This is a genomic window from Ruegeria sp. AE3 (assembly GCF_056542225.1).
Genome location: NZ_JBQFZL010000006.1, coordinates 138995 through 150624 on the forward strand (window position 1 = coordinate 138995; position 11630 = coordinate 150624).

At 61.2% G+C, this 11630-nt stretch carries 16 protein-coding genes; 8 read left to right on the top strand and 8 right to left on the bottom strand.

Annotation, left to right across the window (positions count from 1 at the left end):
* Positions 1 to 7: 7 nt before the first annotated feature.
* Positions 8 to 1180, bottom strand: coding sequence for a MalY/PatB family protein (locus ACR0NZ_RS13235; protein ID WP_480519457.1), 1173 nt, complete (start codon positions 1178 to 1180; stop codon positions 8 to 10).
* 94 nt (positions 1181 to 1274) lie between these two features.
* On the opposite strand from ACR0NZ_RS13235, the gene def (ACR0NZ_RS13240) reads away from it, so the two are divergent.
* From def (ACR0NZ_RS13240) to ACR0NZ_RS13260, 5 genes are read left to right on the top strand one after another with little or no spacing between them, the layout of a single operon-like run.
* Positions 1275 to 1793 carry a peptide deformylase gene (gene def / locus ACR0NZ_RS13240; RefSeq protein WP_480494658.1) on the top strand — a complete coding sequence of 173 codons (519 nt, stop codon included), beginning with the start codon at positions 1275 to 1277 and terminating at the stop codon, positions 1791 to 1793.
* Positions 1790 to 2284: a peptide deformylase gene (gene def, locus ACR0NZ_RS13245; RefSeq protein WP_480519459.1), complete on the top strand. Its 495-nt coding sequence runs from the start codon at positions 1790 to 1792 to the stop codon at positions 2282 to 2284. The genes def (ACR0NZ_RS13240) and def (ACR0NZ_RS13245) overlap by 4 nt, the downstream gene beginning before the upstream one ends.
* A 53-nt stretch (positions 2285 to 2337) precedes the next feature.
* Complete coding sequence (fmt, locus tag ACR0NZ_RS13250; protein WP_480519461.1) at positions 2338 to 3246, top strand: methionyl-tRNA formyltransferase; 909 nt, start codon at positions 2338 to 2340, stop codon at positions 3244 to 3246.
* Between the two features lie 10 nt (positions 3247 to 3256).
* Entirely contained in the window at positions 3257 to 3493 is a 237-nt protein-coding gene (locus ACR0NZ_RS13255) for a hypothetical protein (protein WP_480494652.1), read from the top strand.
* A 1-nt stretch (position 3494) separates the two neighbouring features.
* Positions 3495 to 3731, top strand: a complete 237-nt coding sequence (locus tag ACR0NZ_RS13260; RefSeq protein ID WP_480473887.1) for a GlsB/YeaQ/YmgE family stress response membrane protein — start codon at positions 3495 to 3497, stop codon at positions 3729 to 3731.
* Positions 3732 to 3792: 61 nt separating this feature from the next.
* Here the strand turns inward: ACR0NZ_RS13260 and ACR0NZ_RS13265 are convergent, their stop codons facing one another.
* The 7 genes from ACR0NZ_RS13265 to ACR0NZ_RS13295 all read right to left on the bottom strand — a co-directional run bounded on the left by ACR0NZ_RS13265 (position 3793) and on the right by ACR0NZ_RS13295 (position 8288).
* Positions 3793 to 4395 (bottom strand): COG3904 family protein, encoded by a 603-nt coding sequence (locus ACR0NZ_RS13265; protein ID WP_480519463.1) that lies wholly within the window; start codon positions 4393 to 4395, stop codon positions 3793 to 3795.
* A gap of 64 nt (positions 4396 to 4459) precedes the next feature.
* Positions 4460 to 5083 carry a trimeric intracellular cation channel family protein gene (locus ACR0NZ_RS13270; protein WP_267364069.1) on the bottom strand — a complete coding sequence of 208 codons (624 nt, stop codon included), beginning with the start codon at positions 5081 to 5083 and terminating at the stop codon, positions 4460 to 4462.
* On the bottom strand, positions 5080 to 5547 hold the full coding sequence (gene rnhA / locus ACR0NZ_RS13275; protein WP_480519465.1) for a ribonuclease HI: 468 nt from the start codon (positions 5545 to 5547) through the stop codon (positions 5080 to 5082). The genes ACR0NZ_RS13270 and rnhA overlap by 4 nt, the downstream gene beginning before the upstream one ends.
* A complete protein-coding gene (locus ACR0NZ_RS13280) occupies positions 5540 to 6127 on the bottom strand; it encodes a class I SAM-dependent methyltransferase (protein ID WP_480519467.1) in 588 nt (195 codons plus the stop codon). Before ACR0NZ_RS13280 ends, rnhA begins: the two co-directional genes overlap by 8 nt.
* On the bottom strand, positions 6124 to 6576 hold the full coding sequence (locus ACR0NZ_RS13285) for a DUF3429 domain-containing protein (protein WP_480519469.1): 453 nt from the start codon (positions 6574 to 6576) through the stop codon (positions 6124 to 6126). The genes ACR0NZ_RS13280 and ACR0NZ_RS13285 overlap by 4 nt, the downstream gene beginning before the upstream one ends.
* Positions 6573 to 7523: a 4-hydroxy-3-methylbut-2-enyl diphosphate reductase gene (gene ispH / locus ACR0NZ_RS13290; protein ID WP_480494643.1), complete on the bottom strand. Its 951-nt coding sequence runs from the start codon at positions 7521 to 7523 to the stop codon at positions 6573 to 6575. Before ispH ends, ACR0NZ_RS13285 begins: the two co-directional genes overlap by 4 nt.
* 189 nt (positions 7524 to 7712) lie before the next feature.
* Positions 7713 to 8288, bottom strand: a complete 576-nt coding sequence (locus tag ACR0NZ_RS13295) for a LabA-like NYN domain-containing protein (protein WP_267364074.1) — start codon at positions 8286 to 8288, stop codon at positions 7713 to 7715.
* Between the two features lie 149 nt (positions 8289 to 8437).
* Here ACR0NZ_RS13295 and folK point away from each other — a divergent pair, with 149 nt between their 5' ends.
* The 3 genes from folK to ACR0NZ_RS13310 all read left to right on the top strand — a co-directional run bounded on the left by folK (position 8438) and on the right by ACR0NZ_RS13310 (position 11614).
* Entirely contained in the window at positions 8438 to 9007 is a 570-nt protein-coding gene (folK, locus tag ACR0NZ_RS13300; RefSeq protein ID WP_480519471.1) for a 2-amino-4-hydroxy-6-hydroxymethyldihydropteridine diphosphokinase, read from the top strand.
* A 94-nt stretch (positions 9008 to 9101) separates the two neighbouring features.
* Positions 9102 to 9455, top strand: coding sequence for a DNA-directed RNA polymerase subunit omega (gene rpoZ, locus ACR0NZ_RS13305; protein WP_209506215.1), 354 nt, complete (start codon positions 9102 to 9104; stop codon positions 9453 to 9455).
* Between the two features lie 26 nt (positions 9456 to 9481).
* A complete protein-coding gene (locus ACR0NZ_RS13310) occupies positions 9482 to 11614 on the top strand; it encodes a RelA/SpoT family protein (RefSeq protein ID WP_480473878.1) in 2133 nt (710 codons plus the stop codon).
* Positions 11615 to 11630: the final 16 nt, after the last annotated feature.

Below are 11630 nucleotides of genomic sequence, written 5' to 3' on the forward strand. Positions count from 1 at the left end.
GCTTGGCTTATTGCAGGTCGCCAAAGGCCCGCTTCAGCCGCACGCAGGCTTCCTCGACCCGCGCCCGTTGTGTGGCCAGGTTGAACCGTTCAAACGTTTCTCCGCCAGTGCCAAAGCCGGGCCCGGACGAGGTTGCAATCCGCGCATCCTCGCGCAGGCGGCGGACAAACTCGGTGTGATCCATGCCGGTGCCGGAAAAGTCGACCCAGGCCAGATAGGTCGCCTGCAAAGGCATCGACCAAAGGCCCGGAATCTCGGCGATGGTCTGGTCGAACAGACGCCGGTTTTCCTCCAGATGCGCGATCTGGGCATCTGCCCATTCCGCGCCGGCCGGGCTGTAGGCGGCGGTGATCATCGCCACACCCAACGCGCTGGGGCCATAATCCAGCGTTGTCAGCCGATGCTTCATCGCCTCGCGCAGTTTGGGGTTGGGAATGATCATGTTGCCGGTGTGCTGCCCGGCGATGTTAAAGGTCTTCGATGCCGCTGTCAGCGTCACCGTCCAAGGCCGCGCATCCGGGGCCGCCACATCCATCGGCACAAACTTGGCACCGGGATAGACCAGATCGTGGTGAATCTCGTCTGACACAAGGATCAGCCCGTTGCGCTCGGCAAATGCGGCCACGGCGCGCAGTTCCTCTGGCGTCCAGACCCGGCCCGACGGGTTCTGCGGCGAACACCACAGCAACATCTTCTCGGACCCGTCCAGCCGCGACTGCGCATCCTCCAGATCAAGCCCATAGCTGTCGCCGTCGCGCACCAGCGGGCATTCCACAACCCGGCGGCCCGCCTTTTTCACCTTATGGGCAAACTCATGGTAGACAGGGGTGAAGGTCACGATGCGATCGCCAGGCTCGGTCCAGACATCCAGCGACAGGGCAATAGCATTGCCCAGACCCTGAGACGTCAGAACCCAGTCCGTGTCAATTTCCCAGTCGTGGCGGGTTTTCATCCACCACTGGACCGAGGCCAGATACTCCGGGTGCGCCCAGGAATACCCGAACACGCCGTGATCTGCGGCCTTGCGTACTGCGTCGATCACGCAAGGGGCCGTCGGGTAATCGGAATCGGCCGTCCACATGGCCAGCCCGTCCTCGGGCGAGACGCCGTACAGCATCTCCATCTTGTCCCATTTGGTACTGTTGGTGCCCCGGCGGTCGATCTGGTCGTTGAAAGTCATGTCAGCTCCATTCTGATGGTCGAAAGCTAACCGCAATTCAGGCAGGTGCAAGGGGGGCGTTGCGGCGCGGGGCACGATGCCCTAAATCAGCCTCATGAAACGTAACATCCTGATCTATCCCGACCCCCGTCTCAAGAAGGTCTGCGCCCCCGTGGCCGACCTCACGGACGACCTGCGCGCACTGGCCGATGATATGCTGGAAACGATGTATGACGCCCCGGGTGTTGGCCTCGCCGCGCCACAGATCGGCGTGCTGGATCGCTTGATCGTGCTGGATTGCATTAAGGAAGAAGGCGAGGCGCCGCGCCCGCTGATCATGTTCAACCCGCAGGTCATCGCGGCCTCGGAAGAAACCAATGTCTACGAGGAAGGCTGCCTGTCGATCCCTGATCAATACGCCGAGGTGACGCGCCCCAAAGTGGTCGATGTGACATGGATGGACCGCGACGGAAACTTGCAACAGGAAACCTTTGACGGGCTCTGGGCCACCTGCGTTCAGCACGAGATCGATCACTTGGACGGCAAGCTGTTCATCGACTATCTCAAGCCGCTGAAACGGCAGATGATCACCCGCAAGATGCAAAAGCTCAAACGCGAACGGGCCCGTGCATGACCGTTCGTACCTGCCTGCCATGGCCTGACAAGCGCCTGTGCACCAAGGCGGATGAGGTGCCCGAGATCACCGATGAGGTCCGCGCCATCTGGGACGACATGATCGACACGATGGAGGCGATGCCCGGCGTCGGTCTTGCCGCGCCACAGATCGGGGTGATGCTGCGGCTTGCCGTTGTTGACGGCTCTGCCGAACGGGGCCGGGCCGTGCGTCTGGCAAACCCGGAAATCCTGCACAGCTCGATCGAGCTGCGCGAACATGAAGAGGCCAGCCCGAACCTGCCCGGCGTCTCGGCCACAATCAAACGCCCGCGCGCGGTGATCGTGAAGTTCCTGAACGAACATGGCATGCTGGACCGCCGCGATTTCGTCGGGATCGATGCGACCAGCGTGCAGCACCAGATCGACCACCTGAACGGACGGATGTATTTCGACCGGCTCAGCAAGGTCAAACGTGACATGCTGCTGCGCAAGGCCCGCAAACAAACCTGAAAACCGTAGGCCGGGTTTCAGCCCGGCACCTGTCCCAACCGCCGGAGCCAACGATGCGCATCATCTTCATGGGAACCCCCGATTTTTCGGTCCCGGTGCTGGACGCACTCGTCAGGGCCGGGCACGACATCGCCGCCGTCTACTGCCAGCCCCCGCGCCCCGCCGGACGTGGCAAGAAAGACCGCCCGACACCGGTTCACGCCCGGGCCGAGGCGCTGGGCCTGCCCGTCCGCCACCCAGCCTCTCTGAAATCTGCTGACGAACAGACCGCGTTTGCCGCGCTGAACGCCGATATCGCCGTCGTCGTCGCTTATGGCCTGATCCTGCCGCAACCCATTCTGGACGCGCCGCGACACGGCTGCCTGAACATCCACGCCAGCCTGCTGCCGCGCTGGCGCGGTGCCGCCCCGATCCACCGGGCGATCATGTCCGGCGATGCCGAAACCGGGATCTGCATCATGCAGATGGAGGCCGGTCTGGACACCGGCCCGGTCCTGCTGCGACAGGCAACCTCGATTGAGGCTGAAGAAACCACCGCGCATCTACATGACCGGCTCTCGGCCATGGGGGCCGCGCTGATCGTCGAGGCGCTGGCCAAGCTGCCGGACCTGATACCCGAGCCTCAGCCCGAGGATGGCGTGACCTATGCCGCCAAGATCGACAAGTCCGAGGCCCGCATCGACTGGACACGCCCGGCGGTCGAGGTCGACAGGCAAATCCGCGGGCTGTCACCCTTTCCCGGCGCATGGACCGAGATGAATGGCGAGCGCATCAAGCTGCTGGCATCGCGGCTGGCAGACGGGCAGGGCGCAGCGGGTGAGGTTCTGAACAACGACCTGCACGTGGCCTGCGGTCAGGGCGCGGTCGAACTGCTGCGCTTGCAACGGGCGGGTAAAGGCGCGCAGGATAGGGAAACCTTCCTGCGGGGCTGGCCCATTCCCACCGGCACCCGCCTGACCTAGGAGAAGCCCGATGTTCATGGTGATGATGGGGACCGTCGTGATTGCCGGGATTGTCGGATATCTGTCCGAACAGACCGGGTTCACCCATAACGGCTATCTTCAGTCGATCATCATCTGCGTGGGCGGGGCGTTCATGTTCTACTTCATCCGCATCATGTTCGGCATCAGCTTTGGCCCTCCGGGTCTGGACGCGGTGATCTCGTCTATCGGCGCCCTGATCATCGTGCCGACGCATTGGAGGAAATGACATGCCCGTCGTCGCCCTGATCATCATCGGCGCTGCCGCGGGGTTCCTCGCCACCCGCCTGATGCGGATCGAGGCGGACATTCCAACCACCATGCTGATCGGTGTTTTCGGGGCCCTGATCGGAGGGTTCGTTCTGCGGTTTCTGATAACCGTCATGGGCTGGATGTCGGGCTTTGTGGGCGCGGTTCTGGGCGCATTGCTGGTGATCTGGATCTGGCAGACCTACCTGCGCCGCTAGCATATTCCTTGGCCGCGCATTCCGTCCTGGAAACCTTCACTCGACAAGATAGTGCAGCAGATCAGCGCTCGTCGCACTCCAGCGCTGAACCAAGCGCCGGGGCGGCTTTCGTCGTCATATCGAACCGGTTCGCCTCGGCGGCGGTCATCCAGTGGATGCTGTCGGCCGGGGCCGCATACAGCGTGTACCAGTAAAACGCCTCATCCACACCAATGTCCCTGAAATAATCCAGATAGCGGTCATGTTCCGGGTCATCTTTGGGCAACTCCGTCGCCACCAGCCCCGATCCGGCCCAGCTGTGAACACCGACACAGGCCCCCGGTTGCAAAACGCGGCGATGTCCGGCCAGAAACAGATCTGTGCCGCCGCTGGCAACCAGACCGTCCGATGGCACAACGGTATCGAACCCGGCCTTGCGCACCTCTCGGCTGAAGATGACATTGGCGTCGTCATCCACCGACCCCTCGATATATTGCAGCACCAGCGTGCGCGCTTTGGGGTTTTCGGCGGTGACGTCTTCGAAAGCGGACAGCGTTGTTTCGTCAATCGTGCCCGAGGCGATGATCCGGTCACCCTCAGCAACAAAGCGGACGGGTGCATAATATGCGCCGCATGAGGCCAGCAAAGCCAGTGAGACCGCAATCGATGTAAGTCTGAACGGCATTTGGCCTCCGGGCTGCGCGTTCCAAACAGCTATCAGCCCGCCCCGGTCGCGTCCACCGACAGGTTCAGTTTCGGGGCGGGCGGCTTTTGTAGACGGGCAACTGCCAACCAAACACCAGCGACCCGGCCCGCAAGGCCCAGCACACAAGGGCGCACAGACCCAGCACAAAGGCAGGCTCCAGCCCCAGTCTGACCGCAAGGACCGCCGTCAACGCCCCCACAAACGCGCACGAGACGTAAAGTTCGCCCTGTTTCAGCACCAGCGGCACCTCGTTGCAGACCACGTCGCGCATCAGCCCGCCCAGACACCCGGTCGTCACACCCATCAGCACGACGATGATACCGGGCTGATCCAGTGACAGCGCGGCACCGGTTCCGGCCGCAACGGCGACCGACAGCGCGAAACTGTCCAGCCAGACCAGCCAGTTATAGCGGCTTTCCACCAGATGGGCGGTAAAGAACACAAACACCGCCGCCGCGACGGCGATCAGGATGTAATCCGGCTGGCCGACCCAGAAGATCGGGTGCCGGTCCAGCAGCAGGTCGCGTACCGTGCCGCCGCCAACTGCGGTCAGGCAGGCCATGAAAGCAAAACCCACCAGATCCAGCTGCGCCCGGCTGGCCACCAGCGCCCCGGTCAGCGCAAAGATCAGAACCGAGGCATAATCCAGCAGCGTCAGCGCGCTCACGCCTGCGCCTTTTTCGGCTTGAAGGGCGCCATGCCTGCGCGGGCCAGTTCATCGGCCTTTTCGTTTTCGGGATGGCCCGCATGGCCCTTGACCCATTCCCATGTCACATCATGTCGTTCCTGCGCCTCGTCCAGACGCTGCCACAGATCGACATTCTTGACCGGCTTCTTGTTCGAGGTTTTCCAGCCATTCCGCTTCCAGCCGAATATCCAGCCGGTGACGCCGTTCTTCACATAGGCGCTGTCGGTGACAATGGTGATCTTCGACGGGCGCTCCAGCGTCTCAAGCGCGCTGATGGCAGCCAGCAACTCCATCCGGTTGTTGGTCGTCTCGGCCTCGCCCCCGTTCAGTTCCCGCTCTTTCAGAACCCTGTCCCCGTTCTTCGCGCGCAGCAGCACGCCCCAGCCTCCGGGGCCGGGATTGCCGGAACAGGCGCCATCTGTATAGGCAAACAACTCAGGCATGGGCGAACACCAGAATAAACCCGTCGTACGACCCGGCCAGACCCTTGCCCATTCCTTCGACCGCGCGGTCAACCGTGAACCCGGCCTGGGTCAGCGCCTCTCGGATTTCGGCTTCCGAGTAATAGGTGTAATAGCGGTCCAGATCGTCACGATGCTCGCCCGAGCCCAGCTTCATGCCCAGAAACAGCTGGCCTCCGGGCTTCAGGGCCGTGTGGATCGCTTTCAGGTGACGCGGAAAATCCGCACGCGGCGCGTGCAGCAGGGAAAAACTGGCGTAGACGCCATCATATTCGGCGGTTTCGGTAACGTCGTCGAACGTGCCCAGATGCGCGTTCACCCCGTTCCGGCGGGCATGTTCGACAAAGGCGGGGGTGGCATCCAGCGCCCGCACCTTCAGCCCCTGACGCATCAGGAAACCGCTGTCCGATCCGGGTCCTGACCCCAGATCCAGCACATAGCCGCCCGCACCGACCGCATCGGCAAAATCCTGACGGGTCTTGAGCTGTTCGGCTGGCAAAGGAATGGCCAGATATTCGTTTACTCTCTTCGTATAGGCATCAATTGTGCGTTTGTCGCTCACAGGTACACTCCGACGGCTAGGCTGGCCAGAACGACTGCGGTCAGCAGGATACGCAGCTGCATCCACCAGACCGGCGTCAGCCGCCAGTATGAAAACAGGGCGTCCAGCAGCAGCAAGCCAGTGAACCCGTAGATCAGATTGGTGCCCGCAGTGACCGGCCCGCCGCCCGTCATGGCAAAGGCCCACAGCGCAGGCAGGACCGACAGCCCATAACACAGCGCCGCCTTGCTGCTCGAGGTCTTGGTGGCAAACCCCCACAGAACACCGGACATAAAGCTCAGGATGACCGAGCCATAGAACAGCTGCACATAAGGCCCGACAAAGCGCGGGCCAAATGTATGCGTGCCCCAGTCGTTCAGATCGCCGTTCAGATATGTCAGCGCGCCCCAGACAAACGGGACCAGTCCCGCCAACCCAAGATAAAGCGGCGCCTTCGGCACGCCGGTCACGCCGGTTGCCTCAACACGCGCGGTACTTTGAACTCGACGTTTTCGGTTGCGGTCTCGACCGGCTCGACAGTGACATCGTAATGGTCGCGGAAGGCGTCGATCACCTCGTTCACCAGCAATTCCGGGGCCGATGCGCCTGCGGTCACCGCAACGCTTTCGATGCCCTGCAAAGCGCGCCAGTCGATCTCGGTCGCACGCTGGACCAGCTGCGCGTATTTGCACCCCTCGCGTGAGGCAACCTCGACCAGACGGCGGGAGTTTGACGAGTTCGGAGCTCCCACAACCAGAAGCGCATCGGCCTTGGGGGCCACGGCCTTCACGGCCTCCTGCCGGTTGGTGGTGGCATAACAGATGTCTTCCTTATGCGGCCCGACAATGGCCGGGAACCGGTCCTGAAGGGCTGCGATGATGTCCTTGGTATCATCCACTGACAGGGTGGTCTGGGTGACAAAGGCCAGCTTGTCGGGGTCGCGCACCTGCACGGTGGCCACATCCTCGACCGTTTCGACCAGCAGCACATCACCCTTTGGCAACTGTCCCATCGTGCCAACGGTTTCGGGATGGCCCTTGTGGCCGATCATGATCATCTGCAATCCCGCATCCGCATGGCGCTGCGCCTCGACATGAACCTTCGACACCAGGGGACAGGTGGCATCCACATAGATCATCTCACGTTGCGCGGCTTCGGCGGGTACCGATTTCGGAACACCATGGGCGGAAAAGATCACCGGGCGGTCATCGGGGCATTCATGCAGTTCTTCGACAAACACAGCCCCTTTGGCCCGCAACCCGTCGACCACGAATTTGTTATGCACGATCTCGTGGCGCACATAGACCGGCGGCCCCCATTTCTGCAGGGCCATTTCAACGATCTTGATGGCGCGGTCCACACCGGCGCAGAACCCGCGGGGGGCGGCCAGGTAAAGTGTCAGTGGCGGCTTGGTCATTCGGCTGTCTCCTTAGGGCACAGGTAAGTCTTTTCCTGGCCTTGGTCCAGACAGGACATTGTCATTCATCTGACACGAATCGTTGTTAGTCAGAGGATGTTTCAGCACCAATCCTTAGTTAAAGAAGCGCGGCCAGGACTCCGGTCCTGACCGCGCGAATTTTTCCCATCAACAGGCAGTGGTGCCGGATCAGCTGCCGCCTGCAACCGCGACGCTGCGATGCTCTGTCGGCATTTCACGCGGCGGGCGACCGATCACGTCACGCAGATCCTCCAACTCGATGAAGTTGTCGGCCTGACGGCGCAGCTCGTCCGAAATCATCGGCGGCTGGCTGCGGATCGTTGACACGACCGACACGCGAACGCCCTGACGTTGCAGGCTGGCGATCAGCGGGCGGAAATCCCCGTCACCCGAGAACAGCACGATATGATCCACACGCGGTGCCAGTTCCATGGCATCGACAGTCAGCTCGATATCCATGTTTCCTTTGACTTTCCGACGCCCCATGCTGTCGGTGTATTCCTTGGCCGGTTTTGTGACCATGGTGAAGCCATTGTAATGAAGCCAGTCAACCAATGGGCGGATCGGTGAATACTCGTCGTTTTCAAGCAGCGCTGTATAGTAGAAAGCCCGAAGCAACTTGCCACGGCGCATGAATTCCTGCCGCAGAAGTTTGTAGTCTATGTCAAAACCGAGTGCTTTTGCCGCGGCATAAAGATTCGAGCCGTCGATGAACAGCGCTAGCCGTTCGTCCTTATAAAACATAAATAGGTCCTTCCGGTATAATCCAGATTGCGCCGCGTTACGTGAGTGAGTGGGTGTGTGAGTTATAATATGGCGCACTCTGGTGGGCTTATAATTAGAACTTTTGTCGGTTATCGCAAGTATGCAATGTGTCGAATATAGGGTAGCATATGTACAATTCTTTGCCAAATGCGGTTGTGGCATTGGGCGCAAATCTCGATCTGAGAGGAAATGGGCCCGCTGTAACGCTACAGCGCGCAATTGACGCACTTTCGCAACAGGGCGTAGTGATTCGCTCTGTCAGCCGGTTTTTTGCGACACCCTGCTTCCCCGCTGGCGCTGGTCCGGACTACGTGAATGCGGCTGTGCTGATCGAAACCGACAAATCCCCGGCCCAGCTTTTGCGCGTACTGCACGAGGTTGAACACCAGTTCGGTCGTGAACGGGTGCAGCGCTGGGGAATGCGGACGCTGGATCTGGATCTTGTGTGCTATGGCGATCAGATTCTGCCCGACCGCGCCCTGTTCGACCGCTGGCTGACTCTGCCGCCCGAGGCACAGCGGCAAGAAGCACCGGAACAGTTGATCCTGCCGCATCCGCGCCTTCAGGACCGCGCTTTTGTGCTTGTGCCGATGGCGGATATTGTGCCCGACTGGCGCCACCCTGTGCTTGATCGCACGGTTTCCCAGATGGTCGCCGACCTGCCCCCGTCCGAGGTTGCGGCGGTTACGCCGCTGTGATCCCTGCAAATGCAGCATTTCCTGCTTGTCAAGGCGCGGAATCGCGCTTAGATAAACCTCTTCCTGACATGGACTCAGAAACGGAGAGCGCCCAATGGCCCGCGTGACGGTTGAAGATTGCGTAGACAAGGTTCCAAACCGGTTCGAACTGGTGATGCTGGCCGCCCATCGGGCGCGCGAGATTTCTGCCGGTGCCGCGATTACCGTTGACCGCGACAACGACAAGAACCCTGTCGTGTCCCTTCGCGAAATCGCCGACGAGACCCAAGGCGCGGACGCCCTGCGCGAACGCCTGATCGAGGCCAACCAGACCCAGATCGAGGTTGATGAGCCGGAAGAAGATCAGATGGCGCTGCTGATGGGTGCCGAGTCGGACAAGCCTGCGATGGACGACATGTCCGAAGAAAAGCTCCTGCGCGCTCTGATGGAGGCTCAAGGGCAGGGGTAAGCTCCAAAGACGAAGGTGCGGGCCGGATGATTTCTGCTGACGATCTGATTGCGCTGGTCCGCAACTACAATCCCAAGACGAATGCCGAACGTCTCGCGCTGGCCTATGAGTTTGGCCAGCAGATGCACGCAGGGCAATTCCGCCACTCTGGCGAACCCTATTTTACCCACCCTGTTGCCGTTGCCGCCATCCTGACCGAACAGCGTCTGGATGATGCGACGATCATTACGGCTTTGCTGCATGACACGATCGAAGACACTAAGGCCAATTACGGCAAGGTGTCCGACCTGTTCGGGGATGAGGTCGCCAAACTGGTCGATGGCGTCACCAAGCTGACCAACCTGCAACTGTCCAGCCGCGAAACCAAGCAGGCCGAGAATTTCCGCAAGCTATTCATGGCCATGTCCAAGGACCTGCGGGTCATTCTGGTCAAGCTGGCCGACCGTCTGCACAACATGCGCACCATCAAGGCGATGCGGCCCGAAAAGCAGGTTCAAAAAGCGCGCGAGACGATGGATATCTACGCGCCGCTTGCGGGCCGCATGGGGATGCAATGGATGCGCGAGGAGCTTGAAGACCTCGCGTTCCGCGTCCTGAACCCCGAAGGCCGCCAGTCGATCATCCGTCGCTTTATCACGCTGCAACGCGAAACCGGCGATGTGATCCACCGCATTACCGGCGACATGCGCCACGAGCTGGAAAAGGCAGGCATTGAGGCCGAAGTCTTTGGCCGCGCCAAGAAACCCTATTCGATCTGGCGCAAGATGCAGGAAAAGGATCAGGGCTTCTCGCGCCTCTCGGACATCTACGGGTTCCGCATCATCACGCAGACGGAAGAAGACTGCTATCGCACGCTTGGGGCCATCCATCAGCGCTGGCGCGCGGTGCCGGGGCGGTTCAAGGACTATATCAGCCAGCCGAAATCGAACGGCTACCGTTCAATCCATACCACGGTTTCAGGGCGCGACGGCAAACGGGTCGAGGTTCAGATCCGCACCCGCCAGATGCACGATGTGGCCGAAACCGGCGTTGCGGCGCACTGGTCCTACCGGGACGGGGTGCGCACGGAAAACCCCTTTGCCGTCGACCCGGCGAAGTGGATATCCAACCTGACCGAGCAATTTGACAACGAGGATGATCACGAAGATTTCCTCGAAGCCGTCAAGCTCGAGATGTATTCGGACCAGGTCTTTTGCTTCACCCCCAAGGGCGACGTGGTGAAACTGCCGCGCGGTGCGACCCCGATCGATTTCGCCTATGCCATCCACACCCGGATCGGCCATGCCTGCGTGGGGGCCAAGGTCGATGGCATTCGTGTGCCGCTCTGGACGCGGATGAAGAACGGCCAGTCCGTGGATATCATCACCGCTGACGGGCAGACACCGCAGGTCACGTGGCTTGAGATCGCCGTCACCGGCAAGGCCCGTACCGCCATCCGCCGCGCCCTGCGCGAGGTGGATCGCGAACGGTTCATCAAGCTGGGCAAGGAACTGGCGCGCTCGGGCTTTGACCATGTGGGTCGCAAGGCCACCGACAAGGCGCTTGATACCGCCGCCAAGCACCTGCGCCTGAAAGACCGGCATGAATTGCTGGCCCGTCTGGGCAGTGCCGAACTGACCGCTCATGAGGTGGTTCAGGCCGTTTATCCAGAACTGGCTCAGGATGACGGCGATGCCATCCCGCTGCGGCGCGCGGTGATCGGTCTTGAGCCCGGCCAGAAATTCGACCGCGCGCCCTGCTGCCAGCCGCTGCCGGGCGAACGGATCGTCGGCATCACCTACCGGGGCAAGGGTGTTGTGGTGCACGCCATCGACTGCGACAAGCTCAGCCAATATGAAAGCGAGCCGGAACGCTGGGTCGATCTGCATTGGCATTCTGGCACGCACCCGGCCGTCTATGGGGCGACACTGGATCTGACCATCGGCAACGATGCCGGGGTTCTGGGGCGCATTTGCACATTGATCGGCGAGAAAAAGGCCAATATCTCAAACTTGGAATTTGTGGACCGCAAACCGGATTTTTACCGCCTGCTGATCAATGTCGAACTGCGCGACCTTGAACAGTTGCATTCGCTGATGCTGATGCTTGAGGCTGAAAGCGACGTTGCAGCGGTCGAGCGTTATCGGGACCGGACCAAAACCGCGACCGCGGCTGGCTGAGAAGGGGTGATCACGG

Bases quoted from the DNA above. Each gene is read 5' to 3' on its own strand.
- ACR0NZ_RS13235 (WP_480519457.1), bottom strand. From the start codon at position 1,180: ATGACTTTCAACGACCAGATCGACCGCCGGGGCACCAACAGTACCAAA.
- def (WP_480494658.1), top strand. From the start codon at position 1,275: ATGAAACGTAACATCCTGATCTATCCCGACCCCCGTCTCAAGAAGGTC.
- def (WP_480519459.1), top strand. From the start codon at position 1,790: ATGACCGTTCGTACCTGCCTGCCATGGCCTGACAAGCGCCTGTGCACC.
- fmt (WP_480519461.1), top strand. From the start codon at position 2,338: ATGCGCATCATCTTCATGGGAACCCCCGATTTTTCGGTCCCGGTGCTG.
- ACR0NZ_RS13255 (WP_480494652.1), top strand. From the start codon at position 3,257: ATGTTCATGGTGATGATGGGGACCGTCGTGATTGCCGGGATTGTCGGA.
- ACR0NZ_RS13260 (WP_480473887.1), top strand. From the start codon at position 3,495: ATGCCCGTCGTCGCCCTGATCATCATCGGCGCTGCCGCGGGGTTCCTC.
- ACR0NZ_RS13265 (WP_480519463.1), bottom strand. From the start codon at position 4,395: ATGCCGTTCAGACTTACATCGATTGCGGTCTCACTGGCTTTGCTGGCC.
- rnhA (WP_480519465.1), bottom strand. From the start codon at position 5,547: ATGCCTGAGTTGTTTGCCTATACAGATGGCGCCTGTTCCGGCAATCCC.
- ispH (WP_480494643.1), bottom strand. From the start codon at position 7,523: ATGACCAAGCCGCCACTGACACTTTACCTGGCCGCCCCCCGCGGGTTC.
- ACR0NZ_RS13295 (WP_267364074.1), bottom strand. From the start codon at position 8,288: ATGTTTTATAAGGACGAACGGCTAGCGCTGTTCATCGACGGCTCGAAT.
- folK (WP_480519471.1), top strand. From the start codon at position 8,438: ATGTACAATTCTTTGCCAAATGCGGTTGTGGCATTGGGCGCAAATCTC.
- rpoZ (WP_209506215.1), top strand. From the start codon at position 9,102: ATGGCCCGCGTGACGGTTGAAGATTGCGTAGACAAGGTTCCAAACCGG.
- ACR0NZ_RS13310 (WP_480473878.1), top strand. From the start codon at position 9,482: ATGATTTCTGCTGACGATCTGATTGCGCTGGTCCGCAACTACAATCCC.